The following is a 25,589-nucleotide window of genomic DNA, read 5'->3' on the forward strand; positions in this document are numbered from 1 at the left end:
ATGGGGGAGAAAATTGCGGCTTACGGCGGGGGCGAGCGTGGCGAGCGGGACAAGTCGGGACGTGCTCGGCAGAGGGCTACGGGTCCTCGGCCGGGCCATCCGGGAACAGCCGCGGATCTTCGCGGTGGCGGTCAGCGGCAGCGTGCTCTTCGGCCTCCTGGTGATCGCCAGCGCGTACGTGGTCGGCGGGGTGGTCGGCAATGTCGTCGTGCCGGCGGTCGAGCGCGGCGAGGTGGCCCGGGGAGCCCTGGCGCTGGCCGCGACGGCGCTGTTCGGCATCAGCGTGCTGCGCGTCGTCGGCATCTTCGGCCGGCGGCTCGGCGCCGGCTACATGCAGTACCGGCTCCAGGCCGCCTACCGCCGCCGGGTCACCCGCCGCTACCTGGAGCTGCCGCTGGCCTGGCACCACCGCAACTCCACCGGCACGCTGCTGTCGAACGCCAACTCCGACGTCGAGGCCGCCTGGTACCCGATCGCGCCCATGCCGTTCGCGGTCGGCACGCTGGTGATGCTGGTCGGCGCGGTGGCGTCGCTGTTCTTCACCGACTGGGCGCTGGCCCTGGTCGGCCTCGCCGTGTTCCCCGCGCTGTTCGCGCTCAACGTGGTCTACTCCCGCCGGATGGCGCCGCGGCAGGCCCGGGCGCAGCGGCTGCGCGCCGAGGTCAGCGGCATCGCGCACGAGAGCTTCGACGGCGCGCTGGTGGTCAAGACGATGGGCCGCGAGGCCCAGGAGACCGCCCGCTTCGCGGCCCGCGCCGGTGACCTGCGGGATGCGCTGATCTCGGTCGGCCGGCTGCGCGGCGTCTTCGACCCGATGCTGGAGACGCTGCCCAGCCTCGGCACGCTCGCCGTGCTGGTGGTCGGCGCGATCCGGCTGCGGCAGGGCGCGATCACAGTGACCGAGCTGGTCAGCGTCGCGTTCCTGTTCACCGTGCTGGCCTTCCCGGTGCGCGCCATCGGCTGGGTGCTGGCCGAACTGCCGCGCAGCGTCGCCGGCTGGGACCGGGTCCGCCGCGTGCTCGACGCGACCGGCGAGATGCCGTACGGCGACGTGACGCTCGACCCGGCCACCCGCACGCCGGCCACGCTCGCCTTCCACGACGTGCATTTCGCGTACGAGCCGGCCGAGGCGCACCTGCCCGGCGCCCAGGTGCTCGGCGAGGTGACGTTCACCGTGCCGGCCGGAAAGACGGTCGCCCTGGTCGGGCCCACCGGTGCGGGCAAGTCCACGATCGCCTCGCTGGCGGTGCGGCTGGTCGACCCGGGCGCCGGCCGGGTGACACTGGACGGCGTGGACGTGCGGGAGGTGACCGCCGCCTCGCTCGCCGGCACGGTGGCGCTCGTGGCGCAGGTGCCGTTCGTCTTCGACGACACGGTCCGGGCCAACATCGCGCTGGACCGCGCCGGCATCGGCGACGACGAGGTGTGGGCGGCGCTGCGCCTGGCCGAGGCGGACGGCTTCGTGGCCGCGCTGCCGGACGGGCTGGACACCATGGTCGGCGAGCGGGGCACCTCGCTGTCCGGCGGGCAGCGCCAGCGGCTGACGCTGGCCCGGGCGCTCGCCGGCCGCCCCCGGCTGCTGGTGCTCGACGACGCCACGAGCGCTGTCGACCCGCGCGTCGAGGCGGCCATCCTGGCCGGGCTGCGCGCCCCCGCCGACGGCGGCGCCCCGGCGTCGATCCTGGTGGTCGCGTACCGCCGGGCCACCATCGCGCTCGCCGACGAGGTGATCTACGTGGAGCAGGGCCGGGTGATCGCCCGCGGCACCCACACCGAGCTGCTGGCCACCGTGCCCGGCTACGCCGACCTGGTCACCGCGTACGAGCAGGCCGAGCAGGAACGCGAGCAGAAGCAGACGTACGACGAGGTCACGCCGTTGCCGTCGGGCCTGGAGATCGAGGTGGACCGGTGAGTACGACCACGGGGGAGAACACCGAGAGCACCGAGACCACCTGGCAGACGTTGCGGCGCGGGCTGGCGCTCTCCCCGGAGCTGCGCACCGGCCTCGCCGGCACGCTGGCGCTGGCGCTGGTCTACATGATCGGCCGGGTCGCGGTGCCGGTGGCGGTGCAGCGCGGCATCGACCACGGCATCGTCGGCGGGCTCGACCTGAACGTCATCTCGCTGACCGTGGCGATCACCGCAGGCGTGCTGGTGATCACCACCGCCTGCGGGTACCTGATGATGCGCCGGCTGTTCACGGTGAGCGAGACCGCGCTGGCCGGCGTGCGTACCCGGGCGTTCCGGCACGTGCACGACCTGTCGATGCTGCACCAGCAGTCCGAGCGGCGTGGCTCGCTGGTCTCCCGGGTCACCAGCGACGTCGACCAGATCACCCAGTTCCTCCAGTGGGGCGGCGTGATCCTCATCGTCAACCTGGGCCAGCTGCTGGTGACCACGGCGGTGATGCTCGCGTACTCCTGGCAGTTGACGCTCGTGGTGCTCGTCGCGTTCGCGCCTGCGGTGCTGGTGATCCGGCAGTTGCAGCGCCGCCTCGCCGGGGCGTACGGGCTGGTACGGCAGCGCACCGGCACGCTGCTCGGCGCGATCGGCGAGAGCGTGGTGGGCGCGCCGGTGATCCGGGCGTACGGGATCGCCGGGCGGACCGCGCGGCGGCTGGACACGGCGATCGACAGCCAGCGGGTGGCCCAGCAGCGGGCGATCCGGATCAGCATCATGGGCAGCTCGGTGGGGGAACTGGCGGCCGGGCTGGCGCTGGCCGGCGTGGTCGTGGTCGGGGTGAGCCTCGGCGTCGACGGCACGCTGTCGGTCGGCCAGCTCACCGCGTTCCTGTTCCTGGTCACGCTCTTCATCCAGCCGGTGCAGATCGCCACCGAGGTGCTCAACGAGGCGCAGAACGCGATCGCCGGCTGGCGCCGGGTGCTGGACGTGCTGGACGTCGAGCCGGACGTGGCCGATCCGGGCGAGCAGGGGCGGGACCTGCCCGCCGGCCCGCTCGACGTCCGGTTCGCCGGTGTGACGTTCGCCTATCCGGGCGGCCCGCCGGTGCTGCACGACGTCACGCTCGACATCCCGGCGAAGAGCCGGGTGGCGGTGGTGGGCGAGACCGGCAGCGGCAAGACGACGTTCGCCAAGCTGCTCACCCGGCTGATGGACCCGAGCGAGGGTGCGGTGCTGCTCTCCGGCGTCGACCTGCGGCAGGTGCGGTTCGACTCGCTGCGCGCCCGGGTGGTGATGGTGCCGCAGGACGGCTTCCTGTTCGACGCCACGGTCGGGGAGAACGTCCGCTTCGCCCGTCCCGACCTGACCGACGGGCAGCTCACCGCCGCCTTCGGCGAGCTGGGCCTGGCCGACTGGCTGGACGGGCTGCCGTCCGGGCTGGACACGCCGGTGGGGGAGCGCGGGGAGGCGCTCAGCGTCGGCGAGCGGCAGCTCGTGGCGCTGGCCCGCGCGTACGTCGCCGACCCGGACCTGCTGGTGCTCGACGAGGCGACGAGCGCTGTCGACCCGGCCACCGAGGTACGCCTGCAACGGACGCTCGACGCGGTGACCCGGGGGCGGACCACGCTCGCCATCGCGCACCGGCTGTCCACCGCGCAGGCGGCCGACGAGGTGATCGTGGTGGACCGGGGCCGGATCGTGCAGCGCGGCCCGCACGAGGAGCTGGTCCGCGACACCGACTCGGTCTACGCGCTGCTGTACGCGTCCTGGCTGGAGCAGACCCGCTGATCCTGGCGGGTCCGCTCGAAGGTCTCAGCGGGAGTAGAACTCCACCACCAGCTGCTCGTCGCAGACCACCGGCACCTCGTGCCGGGCCGGTTCGCGCAGCAGCGTGGCGCGCAGCTCGGCCTGCTGCACCGACAGGTACGGCCGGGGCTGCGCGTCGGCGTGCGCGCCCGCGGCGGCGAGCTGGAACGGTGGCAGCGCGCGGCTGCGCTCGCGTACGCCGACCACCTGGCCGGGCCGCAGCCGGTACGACGGCCGGTCGACCTTGCGCCCGTCGACGGTGACGTGGCCGTGCCCGACGAGCTGGCGGGCCTGGTAGATGCTGCGGGCCAGCCCGGCTCGCAGGACCACCGCGTCGAGGCGTCGTTCCAGGAGTGCGACGAGCGTGTCGCCGGTCTTGCCGGCGGACCGGGCGGCCTCGTCGAACAGTCGGCGTAGCTGGGCCTCGCTGACGTTGTACTGGTGGCGCAGCCGCTGCTTCTCCAGCAGCCGTACCTGGTAGTCGGAGGTGGTGCGGCGGGACCGGCCGTGCACGCCCGGGGGATAGGGGCGCCGCTCGAAGTACCGCACGCATTTGCGGGTGAGCGGGATGCCGAGGGCCCGGGAGAGCCGGGCCTTGGGCCGGGGGTGGTTCACGTCGACGTCTCCGATCGTCTAGCCTGCTTCTTAGGTAAGCCTAACCTACCTTTGAGGAGGCGGATCATGCGGCCCAGCCCGGCGGAGATCGTGCGTACCCTGGTCGCGGGCCGGTTGCCCGCCCTCGTCCACCTGGCCCGGCATCCCGGTCCGCATCAGGTCCGGCACGCCGTCGACCCGGACGGGCGGGTGCTGCTGCTCGTACCGGTGGTCAGCGACCTGGCCGCGGCGCTCGTGCCGCCGCCCGGCGACACCGACGTGGCCACCGTGCTCGACGTGCTGGACCTGCCGCCGACCGCCGGCGCACCCTCGCTCGGCCGGGCCTGGGTGTCCGGCTGGGCGGCCCGCCTCGACGGGGACGAGGCGCGCCGGGCCGCTGTCGACTTCGCCGCCACCGAACCCACCGGCGACCTGCTCGACGTGGGCCGCCGGTTCCACCTGCACCGCTTCGAGGTGGCCGAGGCCCGCTGGGAGCGCGCCGGGCGGGTGCGGCGCATCGACCCGGAGGCGTTCGCCGAGGCCGAGCCGGACCCGCTGCACCCGGTCGAGGCCGCGCTGCTGGCCGACCTGGCCGACCACCACGCCGAACAGGTCGGCGACTACCTGCGGCGGCGGCTGGACCTGCCCGTCGACCGGACGCCGCGGGTGGTCCGGATCGACAGGTACGGCCTGCTGGTCGCGCACGGGCGGCCCGGCGCGACCCGGCGGGCCCGGATCGCCTTCGCGCGGCCCGTGGCCGACGTGGCGGAGCTGTCCCGCCTGCTGCACCCGATGCTGTGCCCCCGGGCGGCGGCCTGAGCGGACCGCCGTCGACGCGCGGGGCGCGGGCGGCTCAGGTGATGTCGCCGGTGAGGTACCGCTGGACCGTCGGACCGACGGCGGCCACCAGCGTCGCCGGCTCGGCGGTGGCCACCGCGTCGAGGCGGAGCACGTACCGCATCATGGCCAGCCCGGCGAGCTGGGTGGCGACCAGCCCGCCGCGCAGCGCGCGCTGCGCCGGGTCGACGTCGAGCTGGTCGAGCACCCGGCGCAGCACCTGCGTGACCAGGAACTCGCGCAGCAGGCGCGCGCTCCAGTCGTTGCTGACCGCCGACCGCAGCAGCGCCACCGCCGCCGTGCCGGTGGGGGAGTCCCAGACCTCCAGGAACACCCGGACCATCCGCTCGCCGACCCCCTCCGGACCGCCGGTGAGCACCGCCGGCAGCAGGCGTCCCGGGTCGGCCGGGAACGCCGTCGCGGCCCGGAACAGCTCCTCCTTGCCACCGAAGTAGTGGTGCACGAGCGCCGGGTCCACACCGGCCGCGGCGGCGATGGCCCGGATCGACGCGGCGTCGAAGCCCCGCTCGGCGAACGCCTCCCGGGCCGCGGCGAGGATGGTCTCCCGGGTGTCCGGAGCGCCGGGCCGCCGCCCGGTGCGCCGCGCGTTCACCCGCTGCGCCGGCGCAGCGTCGCGGCGGCCAGCACCAGCGCCGCCACCGCCGCCCCGGCCACGATCGCCACGTCCCGCCACATCGTCGCGGTCGGCTCGGCGTGCGCGCCAACCTCCTGCAGCGCCTCGACCGCGTACGACAGCGGCAGCGCGTCGCTGACCGCCTGGAGCCAGCCGGCCATCTGGTCACGCGGCACGAACAGGCCGCAGAGCAGCAGTTGCGGGGCCACCACCACCGGCATGAACTGGACCGCCTGGAACTCGGTGCGGGCGAACGCCGAGCAGAACAGCCCGAGCGCCACCGCCAGCACCGCGTTCACCCCGGCGATCAGCACGACCAGCCACGCGCTGCCGGCGGTCTCCAGCCCGAACACCCGGTACGCGACGACCGAGGCGACTGTGGACTGGAGCACCCCGGCCAGGCCGAACGCGATGCCGTACCCGAACAGCAGGTCGAGCTTTCCCAGCGGCGTGGTGAGCAGGCGTTCCAGCGTGCCGGTGGTGCGCTCGCGGAGCATGGCGATGCTGGTCACGAGGAACATGATGATGAACGGGAAGAAGCCGAGCATGATCAGGGCCACCCGGTCGAACGTGCTGGGCGCGCCGGGCGGGGCGGGCTGGTCGACGTACATGAAGTAGACGAGCGTGAGCAGCACCGACGGCACCACCACCAGCAGCGCCACGGTCCGCCGGTCGTGCCGCAGCTGGCGCAGGATGCGCCCGGTGGTGGCGGCCAGGATCCGTGCGTTCATCGCGCCTCTCCCTCGGCGTCGCGGATCAGGCGCAGGAACGCCTCCTCCAGGTCGTCGGTCCCGGTGGCGGCGCGGACCGCGGCCGGGGTGTCGTCGGCGACCAGCCGGCCCTCGCGGATCAGCAGCAGCCGGTCGCAGCGGGCCGCCTCGTCCATCACGTGGCTGGAGACCAGCAGCGTGGTGCCGTTCGCGGCCATGGCGTGGAACCGGGCCCACAGGTCGGCGCGCAGCACCGGGTCCTGGCCGACTGTGGGTTCGTCCAGCACCACCAGCTCCGGCTCGCCGACCAGGGCGCAGGCGAGCGAGGCCCGGCTGCGCTGCCCGCCGGAGAGCGTGCCGACGAGCTGGCCGGCGGCGTTCGCCAGGCCGACGTCGGCCACCGCGCGGTCGGCCTCGGCGCGGCCCCGGCCCTGGAGCGTCGCGAAGTAACGGGCGTTCTCCCGGACCGTCAGGTCGGCGTAGACGCTCGGCGCCTGGGTCAGGTAGCCCACCCGGCGGCGCAGCTCGGCCGAGCCGGCGGGGCGGCCGAGCACGTCGACAGCGCCGGAACCGACCGTCTGCACCCCGACCACCGCGCGCATCAGCGTGGTCTTGCCGCTGCCACTGGGCCCGAGCAGCCCGGTCACGGTGCCCCGCGGCACCTGGCAGCTGATGCCGTGCAGCACCCGCCGTCCGCCCCGGTCGACCACCAGGTCGCGGACCGACACTGCGTCGTCCATGCTCGCCTCCGTCAATTCATCGCTCGTTGAAATCAACGCTAGATGAATTCCGTCGGCAAGGCAATGAGGGACTTGACTTCGAGTGCGCTCGAACTGGAAGCCTGGAGGGCGTGGACATCAGCACGCGGGAGATGAGCCTCACCGTGGGTGAGGCGGCGGAACGGGTCGGCCTGACCACCTACACGCTGCGCTGGTACGAGCAGGAGGGCCTGGTGGGCCGCGTCGGACGCGACTCGTCCGGCCGCCGGCGCTACACCGAGTCCGACGTCAACTGGCTGTTCCTGCTCACCCGGCTGCGGCGCACCGGGATGCCGGTGCGCGACATGCGCCGCTACGCCGAGCTGGCCCGGCACGGCGACAGCACGCTCGGCGCGCGGCGGGCGCTGTTCGAGGCGCACCGCGCCCGGGTGCTGACCCGGATGGCCGAGCTGGAGGAGGACCTGAAGGTTCTCGAATACAAGATCGACGCGTACCGGCGGGCGGAGGAGGAGTCCGGCTGAACGCCTCGGTGGCGGACAGGGAGTCCGGCACCGGAAGATCGGATCTCGGCACCATGACGCCGTGGGTCCAGCGCAGTTGCCCGACACCGGATTCCTCGACGACTGGGCCGCCCGCCTGCGGCAGACCGCCGACCGGCCGGTCGTCGGGATCATGCTGCGGGGCAGCCACGCCCGGCGGGCCGCCACCGAGCACAGCGACGTGGACGTGGACGTGCTCGTGGTCGCCGACGAAGGGCGTACCGCCACCGGCGCGCCGGCCCGTGCCGCTGCCCGGCGCGGCGGTCACTACGCCGCCCGGCGGGCGTACCTGACCGATTTCGGGGGTCGCCTCGTGCACGTCTCGGTGGCCGCCCGCGACGTCCGGTCCTGGGTGCGCCGGCTCGGCCAGCCCGCCGACTGGGCGTTCGGGCTGCCGGTGACCGCGCCGGCCCGGCTGCTCTGGGCGGTGCCGGAATGGCGCCGCCGGATCGACCTGCCGGTGCTCTGCCAGCCCGCCGACGAGCCGCGCCTGGAGGAGTTGATCGCCACGTTGGGCAAGGTTGCCGCCGCCCGCCTGGCCGGCGACCCGGTCGGGGTCCGGCTCGCCGCGGCCGACCTGGCCCGGCTCTGCCCCTCGGTGCTGCGGCCGGCCAACCCGTCGGTGCGCGTGGTGTCCCGCCGGGCCGCCCTGACCGCCGCGCTGGACCTGCCGGTCGCCCCGCCCGGCTACCGCGACGACATGCTGCTCTGCCTCGGGCTGCGCCACGGCGACCCGGCCGAGGTCGGCGCCGCCGCCGGACGGCTGGTCACCGGCATCCTCCCGCTGGTGCGCCCTTACGCGGCGGAGATCGCCCGGGTCGCCGGCACCGACCTGGCCGAGGCGCTCACCGACGGCCGGGTGGACCGTTACCTGCGGCAGCTGGGCCGGGCGCTGGCGACGATGACGCCCGCCTCCCGGGACACGTCGGCGGTACCCGGGCCGCGTGCGGGAGAATGGTCAACCGTGCCCGCCCCTGACGCGCCGCTGAACGGCGCCCCCACTCCCGGCCCGGCCCGGCCGTCCCGGCTCGACCCGGCCATCGCGGCCCGGCTCCGCCGCACCCCGGACGGCCTGGTCGCCGCCGTGGTCCGCGCCCACGACTCGGGCGAGGTGCTGATGGTCGCCTGGATGGACGACGAGGCGCTGCACCGCACGCTCACCACCGGCCGGGCCACCTACTGGTCGCGCAGCCGCGGCGAGTACTGGGTCAAGGGCGCCACCTCCGGCAACCACCAGTACGTGCGCTCGGTGGCGCTGGACTGCGACGGCGACGCGCTGCTGGTCAGCGTGGAGCAGGTCGGCGCGGCCTGCCACACCGGGCAGCGCACCTGCTTCTTCACCGACCTGCCGGTCAGCTCCCCAGAGGTGACCCCGTGACCGACGGCAGGGTCAGCCCGGACCGGTCCACGTTCGCCGACCTGGCCGCCCGCTGGCGGGTCGTGCCGGTGACGCGGCGGCTGCTCGCCGACGCCGAGACCCCGGTCGGGGTCTACCGCAAGCTGGCCGGCGGTCCCGGCACGTTCCTGCTGGAATCCGCCGAGCAGGGCGTCGGCTCGGCCGGCACGGCCTGGTCGCGGTACTCGTTCATCGGCGTGCGCAGCAGCGCCACGCTCACCGAGCGCGACGGCGAGGCGCACTGGACCGGCACACCGCCCGCGGGCGTACCGACCAGCGGCGACCCGGTCACCGTGCTCCGCGAGTCGGTCGACGCGCTCGCCGGCCCGGCCTGGGACCCGGCCGGCGGCATGCCGCCGCTGACCGGCGGGCTGGTCGGCTTCCTCGCCTACGACCTGGTCCGCCGCTTCGAGCGGCTGCCCGAGCTGACCGAGGACGAGCTGGACGTGCCCGAGCTGGGCATGATGCTCGCCACCGACCTGGTGGTGCTCGACCACTACGAGGGCTCGGCGATCCTCGTCGCCAACGCGGTGCTGCCCCCGCTCGACACGCCCGGGCGGGCGGAGCGGGTCGACGCCGCGTACCACCACGCCGTGGGTCGCCTGGACGCCATGACCACCGCGTTGTCCCGACCGATTCCGCCCATGGTGTCCACCGTCGACCGGCCGGGCGTCGGCGAGGTGGTCAGCCGCACCCCGGAGGGCGGGTACCCGAAGGCGGTGGCGGCGGCCAAGGAGGCGATCCGGGCCGGCGAGTGCTTCCAGATCGTGCTCAGCCAGCGCTTCGAGCGCCCCACCGACGCCGACCCGCTCGACGTGTACCGGGTGCTGCGCACCACCAACCCCAGCCCGTACATGTACCTGCTGCGCTTCGACGGCTTCGACATCGTCGGGTCGTCCCCGGAGGCGCACCTCAAGGTCAGCGCCGGCCCGGACGGGCGGCGGCGGGCCCTGCTGCACCCGATCGCCGGCACCCGGCCGCGTGGCGGCTCCCCGGAGGCCGACGCCCGGCTCGCCGCCGAGCTGCTCGCCGACCCCAAGGAGCGCGCCGAGCACGTCATGCTCGTCGACCTGGGCCGCAACGACCTGGGGCGGGTCTGCCGGCCGGGCACCGTGGAGGTGCCCGAGTTCGCCACCATCGAGCGCTACAGCCACGTCATGCACATCGTCTCGACAGTCGTCGGCGAGCTGCGCGCCGACCGCACCGCGTTCGACGCGCTCGCCGCGACGTTCCCGGCCGGCACGCTCAGCGGCGCGCCGAAGGTGCGCGCCATGGAGATCATCGAGGAGCTGGAGCCGGTCCGGCGCGGCGTCTACGGCGGCACCGTCGGCTACTTCGCCTTCGGCGGCGACCTGGACATGGCCATCGCGATCCGTACCGCGCTGATCCGCGACGGCCGCGCCTACGTGCAGGCCGGCGCCGGAATCGTGGCCGATTCAGATCCGGCCGCCGAGGACCAGGAGACGCGGAGCAAAGCCGCCGCCGTCCTCGCCGCGATCGCCGCCGCCGAGACGCTGCGGGCAGCCCGGTGAGCGCGCCCGGCACCACCGCGCCGGCGGCCCGCGGCCGGCGCGAACTCGCGTACGCGGTGCTGCTCTGCCTGGCCGGCGCGGGCCTGGCCTGCTGGGCGGTGACCCGGACCTGGTCGGCGGAGGTGACCGCCCGCGGCTCGCTGCCGCCCGGCCGCGCCGACCGCACCGGCGCGGACCTGCTGCCCTGGGTGCTGGCGCTGACCTACGTGGGGCTGGCCGGCGGCGGCGCGGTGCTCGCCACCCGGGGCCGCCTGCGCCGGCTGCTGGGCCTGCTGCTGGGCGCGGTCGGCCTGGCCGTGGCGGTCGGCGGCGGGATCGGCCTCGCCGAGGCCGGGGTGAGCCGGCAGTGGCCCGCGCTGGTGCTGGCCGGTGGCCTGGCCCTCGCCGCAGGCGGCGCGTTCACCGCGCTGCGCGGCGAAGGCTGGCCGGCGATGGGCGCGCGGTACGAGCGACGGGCCGCGCCGGCGGACGAGCCCGGCCGGCCGGCGGTCGAGCGGGGCACCCGGGACGCGTGGGACGCGCTGGACCGGGGCGAGGACCCGACGGTCAGCTGACCGGCTGCGCCTCGCGCGCGTCGCGCCGCCGTCGGGCCGCGGCCCGTGCGGCGGTCAGCTCGGCCACCAGCCGCTCCAGCTCGCGGCGCTGGGCGGCGCGGGCCCGGTCCGCGCAGACGGCCTCCCAGGCGTTGCCCTGGGCGGTGCGCGTCCGGCCGTCACCGGCCACCGCGCGCTCCAGCGTGTGCACCACGCCGAAGGCGAGGGATGCGACGGTCCGGGAGATGGTGGTCAAGCCGATGGTCTGGTTCGGCCCGTTGGCGCTCATGGTCACCCCGCACGAGATGGTTGTCGGCGGTCGCAGCCGCCGGTGTCGAGTCTGCCCGAGGACGATGCTGCCGGGCTCACGTTTCGCCCTCATGAAGCACAGGTCAACGGTCCTGCAGCGGGCCCGACCTGGGCAGGGCCGGAGGTCCTTGACCTTGGTCACAGACGTCGCCGGAACCCGTCCTGCGGGCCCGGAACGATCGTGGTGAGATAGGGGATGGGTGACGGTCGATGCCAGCGTGGCGCTGCGTGACATGGCGTTCACCGGAAGTCGGCCATCATGCCACAGCCCATGTCGTGAGGTGCGCCATACCCCCGGGCACTCGTCGCCAGGTGGCGCCCCCTAGCATCGGCCCATGACGCCCGGAGAGGGGAGTCCGTCTGTGACTGCTGAGCATGCGCACGCGGAGGGGGACGACGCCGGAGCGGCGCCGTCCGCAGGGGTGCTCGACGAGATCCTGGCCGGCGTACGTGAGGACGTGGCCCGGCGCCAGGAGCAGGTTCCGCTGGAGCGGATCCGTGAGCTGGCCGCGGCCGCGCCGCCACCGCTGGACGCGTACGCGGCCCTGCGTCGCCCCGGCGTGGCCGTGATCGCCGAGGTGAAGCGCTCGTCGCCGTCCAAGGGGCGGCTGGCCGAGATCGCCGACCCGGCGGACCTGGCCAGCGACTACGCGGCCGGGGGAGCGCGGGCGATCAGCGTGCTCACCGAGGGCCGCTGGTTCGGCGGGTCGCTCGACGACCTGGCGGCGGTGCGGGCCGCGGTGAACGTGCCGGTCCTGCGCAAGGACTTCGTCGTCTCCAGCTACCAGGTGCACGAGGCCCGCGCGCACGGCGCCGACCTGGTGCTGCTGATCGTCGCCGCGCTGGAGCAGAACGTGCTGGTCGGCCTGCTGGAGCGGATCGAGTCGCTGGGCATGACCGCGCTCGTCGAGGTGCACACCGAGGAGGAGGCGGACCGCGCCCTGGAGGCCGGCGCCCAGGTCATCGGCGTCAACGCCCGTGACCTGCGTACGCTGGAGGTCGACCGCTCGGTGTTCGAGCGGATCGCGCCCGGCCTGCCGAGCAGCGTCGTCAAGATCGCCGAGTCCGGCGTGCGCGGGCCGCACGACCTGATCCGGTACGCCTCGGCCGGCGCCGACGCCGTCCTCGTGGGCGAGGGCCTGGTCACCCAGAAGAGCCCGCGCGAAGCGGTCGCCGAGCTGGTCAACGCCGGCAACCACCCGGCCACGCCCCGCCCGGTGCGCTGAGCCGCCGGCCACCCGATCCGAGAGGACGCCCGCGATGAGCGCCGTACCCGCAGCCGGTCAGGTTCCCGACGCCGCCGGTCACTTCGGCCGGTTCGGCGGCCGGTTCGTCCCCGAGGCGCTCGTCGCCGCGCTGGACGAGCTGGACGCGGCGTACCGCAAGGCGATGGGCGACGAGGACTTCCTCGCCGAGTTCGACGGGCTGCTGCGTGACTACGCCGGCACGCCCTCGATGCTCTACGAGGCCCGGCGCTTCTCCGCGCAGGTCGGCGCGCGGGTCCTGCTCAAGCGGGAGGACCTGAACCACACCGGCGCGCACAAGGTCCGCAACGTGCTGGGCCAGGCGCTGCTCACCAAGCGGATGGGCAAGCGGCGGGTCATCGCGGAGACCGGCGCCGGGCAGCACGGCGTGGCCACCGCCACCGCCGCCGCGCTGTTCGACCTGGAATGCGTCGTCTACATGGGCCAGGTGGACACCGAGCGGCAGGCGCTCAACGTGGCCCGGATGCGGATGCTCGGCGCCACCGTCGTCCCGGTGACCGCCGGCTCGCGGACGCTCAAGGACGCGATGAACGAGGCGATGCGGGACTGGGTCGCCAACGTCGACAGCACCCACTACCTGATCGGCACCGCCGCCGGGCCGCACCCGTTCCCGGAGATGGTCCGCGACTTCGTGCGCGGCATCGGCGTGGAGGCCCGCCAGCAGTGCCTGGACCTGACCGGCACGCTGCCGGACGCGGTCGCGGCCTGCGTCGGCGGCGGCTCCAACGCGCTCGGCATCTTCCACGCGTTCGTGCCGGACGCCGGGGTGCGCCTCTACGGCTTCGAGGCCGGCGGCGAGGGCGTCGACTCCGGCCGGCACGCCGCCAGCATCACCGGCGGCTCGTCGGGCGTGCTGCACGGCACCCGCACGTACGTCCTGCAGGACGCCGACGGGCAGACCATCGAGTCGCACTCGATCTCGGCCGGCCTGGACTACCCGGGCGTCGGGCCGGAGCACGCCTGGCTGCACGACACCGGCCGGGCCACGTACCTGCCGGTCGACGACGCCGACGCGATGGCCGCGTTCGAGCTGCTCTGCCGCACCGAGGGCGTGATCCCGGCGATCGAGAGCGCGCACGCGCTCGCCGGCGCCCGCGCGATCGCCCCCCGGCTCGCCGAGGAGCTGGGCCGGGAGCCGTTGATCGTGGTCAACCTGTCCGGCCGGGGCGACAAGGACGTGCACACCGCCGGCGCGTACTTCGGCATCCTCGACAAGGAGTGACAGCGTGAGCCGCATCGGGGTCGCCTTCGACAAGGCGCGCGCGGACGGACGGGCCGTGCTGGTCGGCTGCATGCCGGCGGGCTTCCCGACCGTCGAGGGCAGCATCGCCGCCATGAAGGCAATGGTCGAGGCGGGCGTGGACGTCATCGAGGTGGAGATCCCGTACTCCGACCCGGTGATGGACGGCCCGGTCATCCAGAAGGCCAGCGACATCGCGCTCGCCGGTGGCGTCCGCGTCGCGGACACGCTGCGCGCCGTCGAGGCGGTCGCCGCGACCGGGGCCAGCGTCGTCACCATGACCTACTGGAACCCGATCGAGCAGTACGGCGTGGACGCGTTCGCCCGCGATATGGCCGCCGCCGGTGGCACCGGCCTGGTCACGCCGGACCTGATCCCCGACGAGGCCGCCGAGTGGCTGGCCGCCTCGGACGCGCACGGCCTGGACCGGACGTTCCTGGTCTCCCCGTCCTCGACCGACGCGCGGCTGCGGATGACCGCCGAGCACTGCCGCGGCTTCGTCTACGGCACCGCGATCATGGGCGTCACCGGCGCCCGGGCGCAGACCTCCGAGGCGGCCCCGGTGCTGGTCTCCCGGCTGCGCGAGGTCACCGACATCCCGGTCGGCGTCGGGCTGGGCGTGGGCACCGGCGCGCAGGCCGCCACCGTCGCCGGGTACGCCGACGCGGTGATCGTGGGCAGCGCGCTGGTCCGCTGCGTGCTGGACGCCCCGGACCAGGCCGCCGGCCTGACCGCGCTGCGCAAGCTCAGCGCCGAACTGGCCGAGGGCGTCCGCAACCCGGCCCGCTGACGGCCGGGGGTCCGCTCCGCCCGGTCCCGGTGAGGGCCTCGTCCGGCGTGGGTGACCGCCAGCTCGCCGAGGTGCGCTGTCCAGCCCGCGCCATGCCCTTGATCGACTCCATAACGCCGATCTGGCGTGGTCGTAGACGCCGGGACCCCGCCACCTCGCCGATCTGGTGTCGATCACGCGCGAGCGCAAACCCGGCCGCCCGGGATCCTGGTACGAAACGGCCCCCGGAAGGGCCGAAACCTACCAAGATCTTGAAGGTGTCCCGCGTCGAGTGGGAGGGTGGTCAGCGTTTGCTGTCGGCCTGCTCGGACGCGCGCTGACCGGGTGCGGCGGGCGGCCCGTCGCCGGGCGGCGTGAGCGCGTCACCCGTACTTGTATGGCGCAGCACGCCGGAGCGGCCGGCCAGCGCGTCCGCGATCGCCGCGCGCGTGGCCGGGGTCAGTACGTCGGGCAGTTCCTGCGGCGGCCACCACCGCGGCAGGCACCCGGCCGCCGGCTCGCCCAGCGGCTCGGCGCCGGCCGGCCCGGCGCGGAACACGTGCACCAGCACATCGGGGCGCGCGCCGCACCGCCCGGCCGGTGGCGCGGGCGCCCGCGGGCCGATCACCCGGTAGAGGCCGACCAGGTCGACCGGTTCCACCGCCCAGCCGGTCTCCGCGCGGACCGCCCGGACGACGGCGTCCGCCGGGCTCTCGTCGTGGCGCAGCCGCCCGCCCGGCAGCGCCCAGCGACGCGCGGCGTCGGAGCGGCGGCAGAGCAGCAGCCGGCCCGAACCGTCGATGACGACCGCGGCGACCGCCCATGTGAGCGGGCTCATGGACAAAGAGCCTACGACCGTGCAAACCAGAAGTCATCCGACCCGCGCGGCAGGCCGACCGGGGTGCCGCACACACAGTCCGCACAGGTACCGTGTGGACCCGTGACCCTCGCCCCGATGACCCCACTGGCGGCCATGCCCAGCCCCAGCACCGCCGTCTGGCAGCTCGGTCCGGTTCCGATCCGGGCGTACGCGCTCTGCATCATCCTCGGCATCGTGGTGGCCTGCGTGGTCACCGAGTACCGGCTGCGCCGCCGCGGCGTCGCTCCGGGCGCGGTGCTCGACATCGCCGTCTGGGCGGTGCCGGCGGGCATCATCGGCGCGCGGATCTACCACGTGATCACGTCGCCGGAGAAATACTTCGGCGCCGGCGGTGAGCCGATCAAGGCGCTCTACATCTGGGAGGGCGGGCTCGGCATCTGGGGCGCGGTGGCCGGTGGCGCGGTCGGCGCGTGGCTCGCCGCCCGGCAGCTCGGCATCCCGTTCACGGTGATCGCCGACGCGCTGGCGCCCGGGCTGCCGCTGGCGCAGGCCGTCGGCCGGCTGGGCAACTGGTTCAACAACGAGCTCTACGGCGGCCGGACCACGCTGCCCTGGGGTCTCGAGGTGCACGTGATGGACCCGGACAACCCGGGCCACGCGTTGCGCGACGACGCCGGCAACCCGGTGCTCCAGCCCGGGCTCTACCACCCGGCGTTCCTCTACGAGGCGCTCTGGAACGTCGGCGTCGCCGCGCTGGTGCTCTACCTCGACCGCAAGCTGCGGCTCGGGCGCGGCCGGGCGTTCGCGCTCTACGTGATGGGCTACACGGTGGGCCGGTTCTGGATCGAGCTGATGCGCACCGACGAGGCCAACCTCATCCTCGGCGTACGGCTCAACGTCTGGACCGCCGTGCTCGTCTTCCTCGGCGCGCTGGCCTACTTCGTCCGGGTCCGGGGCCCTCGCGAGTACCTCGTGCCGGTGGGCGAGCCGGCCCCCGCGCCGACCCCGTCCGGGGACCTGTCCCAGGTCGACCTCTCCGCCCGGGAGGCCGCTGCTCGCCCGGCGGTGCCGGAGGGCTACCGGGTGGTGAGCGAGGAGCAGTTCGACACGTACCGCAAGACCGGCGTGCTGCCCCCGGCCGACGACGAGCGGACCGAATCCTCGGACGACGCCACCACCACGGACGACGCGGCCGACGCCGCCACGGCCGGAGCGGACGCCACCACGGCCGACGCGGACGACGCCACCACGGCCGACGCCGACCGCGCGGACGCCGACGGTGCCGACGCCGGCCCGGAGCGGACAGACGCCGAGCGCACGAACGCGGGCCGGGCCGACGCCGGCGCGCGCCCCACCGACCGGGACAGCTGAGCGGGGGAGTCATGCGCAGCGCGGTGGTGGTCGGCGCCGGCCTCGGCGGGATGGCGGTGGCCGGCGTGCTGGCCCGCTCGGGCTGGCAGGTCACGCTGCTGGAACGCGCCGACCGGGTCCGGCCGGAGGCGACCGCCGTGGTGCTCTGGCCCAACGGGGTACGCGCGCTGCGCGCCCTCGGGCTGGGCGACGGGCTGGACGCCATCGCCACCCCGCTGCCCGACGGCGGCGTACGCCGCCCGGACGGGCACTGGCTGGTGCAGCCCCGGCCCACCCCGGCGGAGCGGATGCCGGTGGTGGTGCACCGGGAGGACCTGCACGACGCGCTCATCGCCGGCCTCGGCGACCGGGTCGAGCTGCGTACCGGCGTGACAGTGCGGACGGTGCGCGCGGCCTCCGGTGAGCGCCCGGCGGTGGGCGACGGCCGGCACACCTACGAGGCGGACCTGGTGGTGGCCGCCGACGGCGCCGAGAGCGAGATCCGCAGGCAACTGGCGCCGGAGAGCTCGGTGGTCAGCTCCGGGTGTGCCGCGTGGCGGGCGGTCATCCCCTGGTACCGGGCCCCGCAGCTGCCCGACGACCAGCCGCTGCACGGGGAGACGCTGGGCGCTGGTTACCGGTTCCTGGCCGCCTCGCTCGGCGAGCGGGGCAACGCCGGGGCGTCGCGCCGGGGCGGCGTCTACTGGGTGGCCACCGCGGCGGGCGCGCCCCGCCCGGAACCGCCGGAGGTCCAGCTCGCCCTGCTCAAGCGCTGGTTCGCCGGCTGGCCCGCGCCGATCGGCACGCTGCTGGAGGCGACCGACCCGGACGACGTGGTGCAGCAGGAGATCCGCGAGCTTCGCCCGCTGCCGAAGGCGTACGGCTTCCCGGCCGGGCCGGGCGGGGTGGTGCTGCTCGGCGACGCCGCGCACGCCATGCCGCCGCACCTCGGTCAGGGCGCCTGTCTGGCGTTCGAGGACGCGGCGACGCTGGCCGGGCTGCTGCGGGATTCGCGGCTGCCGGACGCGGTGACCGCGTACGACCGGCTGCGCCGCCCCCGCGCGGCCACGATGGTCCGGCAGACCCGGCGGATGTCGGCGGTCCTGCAGGCCCGGGGCCGGCTGGCGCTGCGTGCCCGCGACGCCGCCCTCGGCACGATCAGTCCCCGGATGCGCAACACGGCCGCCGCGGCGGCCGCCGCCTGGCAGCCGCCGGCCTGACCGTCCCGCGCATGCGGCCTGTCCGCGCGTGGCCGTCCCTCGACGGCACGGTCCCGGCGGCCGGGCTCTCGACCGGCGCGGTCCCTGGCGGCCGGGCCCTCGACCGGCGCGGTCCCCGGCGGCCGGGCGCTCAACCGGCGCGGTACCCGGGCGACCGGCCCGACCCGGTAGCCGGGCCGGTGCTCAGATGACGGCGGCGGGCTCGGCGATGCAGGCGGTGCCGATCCGGCGGAACCCGACCCGCAGGTAGACCCGGGCGATGTCCTCGCTGCCGGCGCTGAGGAAGATCAGGTCGGTGCCGGCGGCACGCAGTTCCCGCGCGAGGGTGGCGGTCACCGCCGCGGCGAGGCCGCGCCGCCGCGCGGACGGCAGCGTGGCCACCCCGGCGATTTCCGCGACGTCGCCCACCCGCATGGCCATGCCGCTGGCGAGCGCCCCTTCCCCGGGCGTCCCGGCGAGCACGGAGACGCGCCGGCCGTCGGCGACCCGGGCCGCCTCCTCCTCCAGCGCTGCGACGTCCAGCCCGTCGACGGCGGCGTCCCGCTCGGCCGGTCCGGCCTCGCCGCGCGCGGTGCCGCCGTTGGCGAAGCCGACCGCGGCGACGGCCCGTCGCAGCGCGATGTCCGCGGCGAAGCCGGGGACGGCGGGGTCCAGCACCCGCACCGGTACGTCGCTGAACGTCCCCGGTTCGGGCAGCCGCTCCGGTTCCAGCAGCATCAGCGGCGCCTCCAGCACGCCCAGCCCGGCCGAGCGGGCCACCGCCAGCAGATCCGGCTGATGCTCGTGCACCCATTCGAACGCCTCCGGCAGGCCCAGCTCCCGCTGGCGGGCGCGGACCGCCGTGACGTCGGCGAGCGTGGGGTGCTCGGTGGCGTCGAGCCGGGGCCGGGCGTAGAACGGCCATCCGGCGCCTTCCCGGACGAAGAGCACCAGAGCGCCGTACTCCTCCGTGCGGGCCACGTCGCGGGGCACCGCGTCGTAGAACCGCTCCAACCGGGCGAGTACGTCAGCGCGTGCGAGATCCACCGCGCGAGACTACACGTCCCAGCATCTGGAAGTGTGATCAATCTGAACTGGCCTTGCGCCGGAAGCCCTAACGTAGACTCAATAAACCGCAGAGGGCCGACGTCGTCCCCATCATGATCCATCCTGAGTGACGACAGGAGGCCCGGTGGCCTTTCCGTACCCTCACAGCCTGCAGTCGGCCCCACAGGCGACCGGGCTCTACGACCCCGCGTACGAGCACGACGCCTGCGGCGTGGCCTTCGTGGCCGACCTGCACGGGCGGCGCTCGCACCAGGTCGTCGCGAACGGCCTCGGGGCGCTGTGCCGGCTGGACCACCGGGGCGCCCGGGGCGCGGAGCACAACACCGGGGACGGCGCCGGCATCATGATCCAGGTGCCGGACGCGTTCCTGCGCGCCACCGTCGACTTCCCGCTGCCCCCGGCCGGCCAGTACGCCACCGGTCTGGTGTTCCTGCCCGACGACGACGCGGCCGAGATCCGCGCCCGCCAGGTGGTCGACAAGTACGCGCTGGTCGAGGGCGCCGACGTGCTCGGCTGGCGCGAGGTGCCGACCGACCCGTCCGGCCTGGGGGAGACGGCGCTCGCGGCGATGCCCCGGGTCCGGCAGCTCTTCCTGGCCGCGCACCGGCTGACCGACTCGCCCGCCGGCCCGGCCGGCTCCCCGCTGACCGGGCTGGACCTGGACCGGGTGGCGTTCTGCCTGCGCAAGCAGGTCGAGCGGGAGACCGCCGAGCGGGGCGTGCCGGCGTACTTCCCGTCGCTGTCCGGCCGCACGATGGTGTGGAAGGGCATGCTCACGCCGGACCAGCTCCCGGAGTTCTACCCGGAGCTGACCGACGAGCGGGTGGTCAGCGCCATCGCGCTGGTGCACTCCCGCTTCTCCACGAACACGTTCCCGTCCTGGCCGCTGGCGCACCCGTACCGGTTCATCGCGCACAACGGCGAGATCAACACGATCCGCGGCAACCGCAACTGGATGCAGGCCCGCGAGGCGCTGCTGCGCAGCCCGAACCTGCCCGGCAACATCCGCCGGGTCTTCCCGGTGTGCACCCCGGCGGCGTCCGACTCGGCGAACTTCGACGAGGTGCTGGAGCTGCTGCACCTGGCCGGGCGGAGCCTGCCGCACGCGGTGCTCATGATGATCCCCGAGGCGTGGGAGAACGACCCGGACATGCGCGCCGACAAGCGCGCGTTCTACCGCTTCCACGCCAGCCTGATGGAGCCGTGGGACGGCCCGGCCTCGGTGGCCTTCACCGACGGCGAGGTCGTCGGCGCGGTGCTCGACCGCAACGGGCTGCGCCCGGGCCGCTGGTGGCACACCGCCGACGGGCTGGTGGTGCTTGGCAGCGAGGCGGGCGTGCTCGACCTGGACCCGTCCACGGTCATCGCCAAGGGCCGGCTCCAGCCGGGCCGGATGTTCCTGGTCGACACCGTCAACGGCCGGATCGTCTCCGACGACGAGATCAAGACCGAGCTGGCCGCCGAGCAGCCGTACCAGGAGTGGCTGCACGCCGGCCTGATCGAGCTGGACGACCTGCCCGCCCGCGAGCACACCGTCTACACCCACGACTCGGTACGCCGCCGCCAGCAGGTGTTCGGCTACACCGAGGAGGAGCTGAAGATCCTGCTCGGCCCGATGGCCCGCAGCGGCGCGGAGCCGATCGGCTCGATGGGCACCGACACGCCCATCGCCCCGCTGTCCACCCGGCCGCGGCTGCTCTACGACTACTTCCATCAGCTCTTCGCGCAGGTCACCAACCCGCCGCTGGACGCCATCCGGGAGGAGCTGGTCACCAGCCTGGCGTCCACCATCGGGCCGGAGGGCAACCTGCTGGACCCGGGCCCGGCGAGCTGCCGGCAGATCGTGCTGCCGTACCCGGTGATCGACAACGACGAGCTGGCCAAGATCCTCTCCATCGACGAGGACGGCGACCTGCCCGGCTTCAAGGCGGTCCGGGTCTCCGGGCTCTACCGCCTGCGCGACGGCGGCGCCGGCATCAAGGCCCGGCTGACCGAGATCTGCCGGCACGTCTCCGAGGCGATCGAGGACGGCGTACGCATCCTGGTGCTCTCCGACCGGGACTCCAACGCCGACCTGGCCCCGATCCCGTCGCTGCTGCTCACCGCCGCGGTGCACCAGCACCTGGTCCGCGAGCAGACCCGCACCCAGGTCGCGCTGGTCGTCGAGTCCGGCGACTGCCGCGAGGTGCACCACGCGGCGGTGCTGATCGGGTACGGCGCGGCGGCGGTCAACCCGTACCTGGCCTTCGAGTCGGTCGAAGACATGATCTCCACCGGCGTGCTGGCCGGCGTGGACCGGGTCAAGGCCGTCCGCAACTACGTCAAGGCGCTCGGCAAGGGCGTCCTGAAGATCATGTCCAAGATGGGCATCTCGACCGTGTCCTCGTACTGCGGCGCGCAGGTCTTCGAGGCGGTCGGCCTGGAGACCCGCCTGGTCGACAGGTACTTCCGGGGCACGCCGAGCACCATCGGCGGCATCGGGCTGGCCGAGATCCACGCCGAGGTGGCGGCCCGGCACGCGCGGGGCTGGCCGGCGCCGGGCGCGCAGGCCGACGACCGGCTGGAGGTCGGCGGCGAGTACCAGTGGCGCCGCGAGGGCGAGCTGCACCTGTTCAACCCGGAGACCGTCTTCCTGCTTCAGCACGCCACCCGCAGCCGCCAGTACGACGTGTTCCGGCAGTACACCGCCAAGGTCGACGAGCTGGCCGCGAAGGCGGGCTCGCTGCGCGGGCTGTTCACGCTGCGCACCGGCGTACGCCCGGCGGTGCCGCTGGACGAGGTCGAGCCGGCCTCCGAGATCGTGAAGCGTTTCGCCACCGGCGCCATGTCGTACGGGTCGATTTCGGCGGAGGCGCACGAGACGCTCGCCATCGCGATGAACCGGCTCGGCGGCAAGTCCAACACCGGCGAGGGCGGCGAGGACGTCGAGCGGCTGCACGACCCGGCGCGCCGCTCCGCGGTCAAGCAGATCGCCAGCGGCCGCTTCGGCGTGACAAGCGAATACCTGGTCAACGCCGACGACCTCCAGATCAAGATGGCGCAGGGCGCGAAGCCCGGCGAGGGCGGGCAGCTGCCAGGCAACAAGGTCTGGCCGTGGATCGCCCGGACCCGGCACGCCACCCCCGGTGTCGGCCTGATCTCCCCGCCGCCGCACCACGACATCTACTCCATCGAGGACCTGGCCCAGCTCGTCCACGACCTGAAGTGCGTCAACCCGGCCGCCCGGGTGCACGTGAAGCTGGTCAGCGAGGTGGGCGTGGGCACGGTCGCGGCCGGCGTGGCCAAGCTCAAGGCCGACGTCATCCTGATCTCCGGGCACGACGGCGGCACCGGCGCGTCCCCGCTGAACTCGCTCAAGCACGCCGGCACCCCGTGGGAGCTGGGTCTGGCCGAGGCGCAGCAGACGCTGCTGCTCAACAAGCTGCGCGACCGGGTCACCGTGCAGGTCGACGGCCAGCTCAAGACCGGCCGGGACGTGCTGATCGCGGCGCTGCTCGGCGCCGAGGAGTTCGGGTTCGCCACCGCGCCGCTCATCGTCGAGGGCTGCGTGATGATGCGCGTGTGCCACCTGGACACCTGTCCGGTCGGCATCGCCACCCAGAACCCGGTGCTGCGCGAGCGCTTCACCGGCCGGCCCGAGTTCGTGGAGAACTTCTTCCTCTTCCTCGCCGAGGAGGTCCGCGGCTACCTTGCCGAGCTGGGCTTCCGCAGCATCGAAGAGGCGATCGGCCACACCGAGCTGCTCGACGTGGTCGGGGCGATCGACCACTGGAAGGGCCACGGGCTCGACCTGAGCCGCGTGCTGCACCTGCCCGAACTGCCCGAGGGCGCGGCCCGGCGCGGTGTCCGCGCCCAGGACCACGGCCTCGACGCGGCGCTGGACAACCGGCTCATCGAGCTGGCCGGGCCGGCGCTGCGCGACAAGACCCCGGTCCGGGTCGAGGTCGAGGTGCGTAACGAGCACCGCAGCGTCGGCGCGATGCTCGGCGGCGAGGTGACCCGCCGCTTCGGCGGCGCCGGGCTGCCCGACGACACCGTCGAGTTCCTGCTGCGAGGCACCGCCGGCCAGTCGTTCGGCGCGTTCCTGCCGCGCGGGGTCACGCTGCGCCTGTACGGCGACGCCAACGACTACGTCGGCAAGGGACTGTCCGGCGGGCGCATCGTGGTCCGGCCGGACGCCGACGCGCCGTTCGTCGGCGTGGACGCCGCGCCCGGCCGCCGGGCCGAGGACCAGATCATCGCCGGCAACACCATCCTGTACGGCGCGACCGGTGGCGAGGTCTACCTGCGCGGCCGGGTCGGGGAGCGGTTCGCGGTGCGCAACTCCGGCGCGGTCGCGGTGGTCGAGGGCCTCGGCGACCACGGCTGCGAGTACATGACCGGCGGCACTGTCGTGGTGCTCGGGCCGACCGGGCGCAACTTCGCCGCCGGCATGTCCGGCGGCACCGCGTTCGTGCACCGGCTCGACCGGCGGCTGGTGAACGCTGAGCTGGTCGACCTGTCGCCGCTGCGCGACGAGGAGCGTGACCGGCTGCACGAGCTGGTCCAGCGGCACTTCGCCGAGACGGACTCGGCGGTCGCCGAGGACCTGCTCAAGCGCTGGCCGCAGGCGGTGGAGGAGTTCACCGCAGTGGTGCCCCGGGACTACCGCCGGGTCATGGAGATCATGCGGGCCGCCGAAGCCGCCGGCCGAGACGTCGACGACGCGGTGATGAGCGCGCTCAGCGTGCCGCCGGCCGCGCCGGTACCGCCCGCGCCCCGGGCGGTCGCCCAGGAGGTGGCTCGTGCCTGACCCGAACGGTTTCCTGCGCTACGACCGGCGGCTGCCGGCCCGCCGTCCGGTGCCGGTGCGCATCTCCGACTGGCGGGAGGTCTACCCGCCGGCCGGTGAGGAGCTGATCCGCGAGCAGGCCACCCGGTGCATGGACTGCGGCATCCCGTTCTGCCACGACGGCTGCCCGCTGGGCAACCGCATCCCGGACTGGAACGACCTGGTCCGCACCGGCAACTGGGACGCGGCGGTGGATTCGCTGCACGCCACGAACAACTTCCCCGAGTTCACCGGCCGGCTCTGCCCGGCGCCGTGCGAGGCGGCCTGCGTGCTCGGCCTGGGCGGCCAGCAGCCGGTCACCATCAAGCAGGTCGAGGTGGAGATCGCCGACGCCGCGGTGGCCCGCGACGGCCTGCGGCCCCGGCCCGCGTCCGTGTCCACCGGCCGGTCGGTGGCGGTGGTCGGCTCCGGCCCGGCCGGGCTTGCCGCCGCGCAGCAGCTCGCCCGCGCCGGTCACACGGTCACCGTGTACGAGCGCGACGACGCGATCGGCGGCCTGCTCCGCTACGGCATCCCCGACTTCAAGCTGGAAAAGCAGCACATCGACAAGCGGCTGGCCCAGCTCACCGCCGAGGGCGTGCGGTTCCGTACCGGCGTCGAGGTCGGCGTCGACGTGACCGCCGAGCAGTTGCGCGCCGAGCACGACGCGGTGCTGCTGGCCTGCGGCGCGTTGCAGGGCCGCGACACCCCGGAGACGCCCGGCCGGGCGCTGCGCGGCGTGCATCAGGCGATGTCGCACCTGGTCGCCGCGAACCGGGTCGTGGCCGCCGCCGGGGAGGGGAAGCCGGCCCTGGCCACGCTGCCCGACGGCACGCCGATCGACGCCGCCGGCAAGCACGTGGTGATCATCGGTGGTGGCGACACCGCCGCGGACTGCCTCGGCGTGGCGCACCGGCAGGGCGCGGCCGGCGTACACCAGCTCGACCTCTACCCGCAGCCGCCGTCGGAGCGGGACGCGGAGCGCGACCCGTGGCCGACCTGGCCGTGGGTGCTGCGCAACTACCCGGCGCACGAGGAGGGCGGCGACCGGGTCTTCGCGGTCGCCGTGCAGGAGTTCGTGGACGACGGCACCGGCCAGGTCCGCGCGGTCCGGATCGCCGAGGTGACCGTGGAGAAGGTGGACGGTCGTCGCATCGTCACCGCGCTGCCCGGCTCGGAGCGGGAGATCCCGGCCGACCTGGTGCTGCTCGCCATCGGCTTCGAGGGCACCGAGCAGCAGCCGCTGCTGGCGCAGTTCGGGGTGACCCGCAACCGCCGGGGCGCGATCGACTCCGGCCCCGACTGGCAGGCCGCCGACGGCGTCTTCGTCGCCGGTGACATGCATCGGGGCGCGTCGCTGATCGTCTGGGCGATCGCCGAGGGGCGTGCCGCCGCGGCGGCGATCCACACGTACCTGGGTGGGGTGGGCGACCTGCCCGCCCCGGTCGACCCGGCCCGCCAGCCGCTCGCCGCCAGGTGAAAGGAAGGGCCCCCTTTTAACGCCTCAGGTAGAGGAGGGGGCCCTTCTTAACACTCGCCGCCGCGCGGCGGCACCCG

The 25,589-nt window shown here is 74.6% G+C and carries 21 protein-coding genes and 1 pseudogene; 15 read left to right on the forward strand and 7 right to left on the reverse strand.

Annotation, left to right across the window (positions count from 1 at the left end):
* Window positions 1-61 precede the first annotated feature (61 nt).
* Complete coding sequence (locus tag ACSDG8_RS26395; RefSeq protein WP_439427303.1) at window positions 62-1,912, forward strand: ABC transporter ATP-binding protein; 1,851 nt, start codon at window positions 62-64, stop codon at window positions 1,910-1,912.
* On the forward strand, window positions 1,909-3,690 hold the full coding sequence (locus ACSDG8_RS26400; RefSeq protein ID WP_210897382.1) for an ABC transporter ATP-binding protein: 1,782 nt from the start codon (window positions 1,909-1,911) through the stop codon (window positions 3,688-3,690). Before ACSDG8_RS26395 ends, ACSDG8_RS26400 begins: the two co-directional genes overlap by 4 nt.
* Window positions 3,691-3,714: 24 nt before the next feature.
* Here ACSDG8_RS26400 and rpsD read toward each other — a convergent pair whose 3' ends face one another.
* Window positions 3,715-4,323, reverse strand: a complete 609-nt coding sequence (gene rpsD, locus ACSDG8_RS26405) for a 30S ribosomal protein S4 (protein WP_210897384.1) — start codon at window positions 4,321-4,323, stop codon at window positions 3,715-3,717.
* 66 nt (window positions 4,324-4,389) lie between these two features.
* Here rpsD and ACSDG8_RS26410 point away from each other — a divergent pair, with 66 nt between their 5' ends.
* Window positions 4,390-5,121 carry a DUF2470 domain-containing protein gene (locus ACSDG8_RS26410; RefSeq protein WP_210897386.1) on the forward strand — a complete coding sequence of 244 codons (732 nt, stop codon included), beginning with the start codon at window positions 4,390-4,392 and terminating at the stop codon, window positions 5,119-5,121.
* Window positions 5,122-5,155: 34 nt separating this feature from the next.
* Here ACSDG8_RS26410 and ACSDG8_RS26415 read toward each other — a convergent pair whose 3' ends face one another.
* Genes ACSDG8_RS26415 through ACSDG8_RS26425 form a run of 3 tightly spaced genes read right to left on the reverse strand, consistent with a single transcriptional unit; the run spans window position 5,156 to window position 7,223 of the window.
* A complete protein-coding gene (locus tag ACSDG8_RS26415) occupies window positions 5,156-5,752 on the reverse strand; it encodes a TetR/AcrR family transcriptional regulator (protein ID WP_210897388.1) in 597 nt (198 codons plus the stop codon).
* On the reverse strand, window positions 5,749-6,504 hold the full coding sequence (locus ACSDG8_RS26420) for an ABC transporter permease (RefSeq protein WP_210897390.1): 756 nt from the start codon (window positions 6,502-6,504) through the stop codon (window positions 5,749-5,751). The genes ACSDG8_RS26415 and ACSDG8_RS26420 overlap by 4 nt, the downstream gene beginning before the upstream one ends.
* Window positions 6,501-7,223 (reverse strand): ABC transporter ATP-binding protein, encoded by a 723-nt coding sequence (locus tag ACSDG8_RS26425; protein ID WP_210897392.1) that lies wholly within the window; start codon window positions 7,221-7,223, stop codon window positions 6,501-6,503. Before ACSDG8_RS26425 ends, ACSDG8_RS26420 begins: the two co-directional genes overlap by 4 nt.
* A 110-nt stretch (window positions 7,224-7,333) precedes the next feature.
* Between ACSDG8_RS26425 and ACSDG8_RS26430 the strand changes: the two genes are divergently transcribed.
* The 5 genes and pseudogenes from ACSDG8_RS26430 to ACSDG8_RS26450 all read left to right on the forward strand — a co-directional run bounded on the left by ACSDG8_RS26430 (window position 7,334) and on the right by ACSDG8_RS26450 (window position 11,223).
* Window positions 7,334-7,723, forward strand: coding sequence for a MerR family transcriptional regulator (locus ACSDG8_RS26430; protein WP_210897394.1), 390 nt, complete (start codon window positions 7,334-7,336; stop codon window positions 7,721-7,723).
* Window positions 7,724-7,874: 151 nt separating this feature from the next.
* Window positions 7,875-8,477 (forward strand): annotated as a pseudogene (locus ACSDG8_RS26435) (phosphoribosyl-AMP cyclohydrolase); the annotation flags it as partial.
* A gap of 228 nt (window positions 8,478-8,705) precedes the next feature.
* The gene (gene hisI, locus ACSDG8_RS26440; protein WP_307856288.1) at window positions 8,706-9,119 is read left to right on the forward strand and encodes a phosphoribosyl-AMP cyclohydrolase; all 414 of its coding nucleotides are present in this window, start codon (window positions 8,706-8,708) and stop codon (window positions 9,117-9,119) included.
* Window positions 9,116-10,669 (forward strand): anthranilate synthase component I, encoded by a 1,554-nt coding sequence (locus tag ACSDG8_RS26445; protein WP_210897398.1) that lies wholly within the window; start codon window positions 9,116-9,118, stop codon window positions 10,667-10,669. Before hisI ends, ACSDG8_RS26445 begins: the two co-directional genes overlap by 4 nt.
* Window positions 10,666-11,223, forward strand: coding sequence for a Trp biosynthesis-associated membrane protein (locus ACSDG8_RS26450; RefSeq protein ID WP_210897400.1), 558 nt, complete (start codon window positions 10,666-10,668; stop codon window positions 11,221-11,223). Before ACSDG8_RS26445 ends, ACSDG8_RS26450 begins: the two co-directional genes overlap by 4 nt.
* Here ACSDG8_RS26450 and ACSDG8_RS26455 read toward each other — a convergent pair.
* Window positions 11,216-11,491 carry a hypothetical protein gene (locus ACSDG8_RS26455; protein ID WP_069089043.1) on the reverse strand — a complete coding sequence of 92 codons (276 nt, stop codon included), beginning with the start codon at window positions 11,489-11,491 and terminating at the stop codon, window positions 11,216-11,218. The two genes, ACSDG8_RS26450 and ACSDG8_RS26455, sit on opposite strands and share 8 nt — an antisense overlap.
* A 442-nt stretch (window positions 11,492-11,933) precedes the next feature.
* Here ACSDG8_RS26455 and trpC point away from each other — a divergent pair, with 442 nt between their 5' ends.
* Genes trpC through trpA form a run of 3 tightly spaced genes read left to right on the forward strand, consistent with a single transcriptional unit; the run spans window position 11,934 to window position 14,806 of the window.
* Window positions 11,934-12,737 (forward strand): indole-3-glycerol phosphate synthase TrpC, encoded by an 804-nt coding sequence (gene trpC, locus ACSDG8_RS26460; protein ID WP_210897505.1) that lies wholly within the window; start codon window positions 11,934-11,936, stop codon window positions 12,735-12,737.
* Between the two features lie 34 nt (window positions 12,738-12,771).
* Complete coding sequence (gene trpB / locus ACSDG8_RS26465; protein ID WP_210943219.1) at window positions 12,772-13,998, forward strand: tryptophan synthase subunit beta; 1,227 nt, start codon at window positions 12,772-12,774, stop codon at window positions 13,996-13,998.
* 4 nt (window positions 13,999-14,002) lie between these two features.
* Window positions 14,003-14,806, forward strand: a complete 804-nt coding sequence (gene trpA, locus ACSDG8_RS26470; protein ID WP_210897404.1) for a tryptophan synthase subunit alpha — start codon at window positions 14,003-14,005, stop codon at window positions 14,804-14,806.
* 283 nt (window positions 14,807-15,089) lie between these two features.
* Here the strand turns inward: trpA and ACSDG8_RS26475 are convergent, their stop codons facing one another.
* Window positions 15,090-15,623 (reverse strand): NUDIX hydrolase, encoded by a 534-nt coding sequence (locus ACSDG8_RS26475; protein WP_439427304.1) that lies wholly within the window; start codon window positions 15,621-15,623, stop codon window positions 15,090-15,092.
* Window positions 15,624-15,725: 102 nt separating this feature from the next.
* On the opposite strand from ACSDG8_RS26475, the gene lgt reads away from it, so the two are divergent.
* Together lgt and ACSDG8_RS26485 are read left to right on the forward strand one after the other, a co-directional pair.
* Complete coding sequence (lgt, locus tag ACSDG8_RS26480) at window positions 15,726-16,976, forward strand: prolipoprotein diacylglyceryl transferase (protein ID WP_439427305.1); 1,251 nt, start codon at window positions 15,726-15,728, stop codon at window positions 16,974-16,976.
* Between the two features lie 11 nt (window positions 16,977-16,987).
* Window positions 16,988-18,175 (forward strand): FAD-dependent oxidoreductase, encoded by a 1,188-nt coding sequence (locus tag ACSDG8_RS26485; RefSeq protein WP_210897409.1) that lies wholly within the window; start codon window positions 16,988-16,990, stop codon window positions 18,173-18,175.
* Between the two features lie 183 nt (window positions 18,176-18,358).
* Here ACSDG8_RS26485 and ACSDG8_RS26490 read toward each other — a convergent pair whose 3' ends face one another.
* A complete protein-coding gene (locus ACSDG8_RS26490; RefSeq protein ID WP_210897411.1) occupies window positions 18,359-19,201 on the reverse strand; it encodes a GNAT family N-acetyltransferase in 843 nt (280 codons plus the stop codon).
* A 145-nt stretch (window positions 19,202-19,346) separates the two neighbouring features.
* Between ACSDG8_RS26490 and gltB the strand changes: the two genes are divergently transcribed.
* Together gltB and ACSDG8_RS26500 are read left to right on the forward strand one after the other, a co-directional pair.
* The gene (gene gltB / locus ACSDG8_RS26495; RefSeq protein ID WP_210897413.1) at window positions 19,347-24,014 is read left to right on the forward strand and encodes a glutamate synthase large subunit; all 4,668 of its coding nucleotides are present in this window, start codon (window positions 19,347-19,349) and stop codon (window positions 24,012-24,014) included.
* The gene (locus tag ACSDG8_RS26500) at window positions 24,007-25,512 is read left to right on the forward strand and encodes a glutamate synthase subunit beta (RefSeq protein WP_210897415.1); all 1,506 of its coding nucleotides are present in this window, start codon (window positions 24,007-24,009) and stop codon (window positions 25,510-25,512) included. Before gltB ends, ACSDG8_RS26500 begins: the two co-directional genes overlap by 8 nt.
* Window positions 25,513-25,589: the final 77 nt, after the last annotated feature.

Origin of the sequence: Micromonospora sp. LA-10 (assembly GCF_051853095.1) — a bacterium.
Lineage (GTDB): Bacteria > Actinomycetota > Actinomycetes > Mycobacteriales > Micromonosporaceae > Micromonospora > Micromonospora echinospora_A.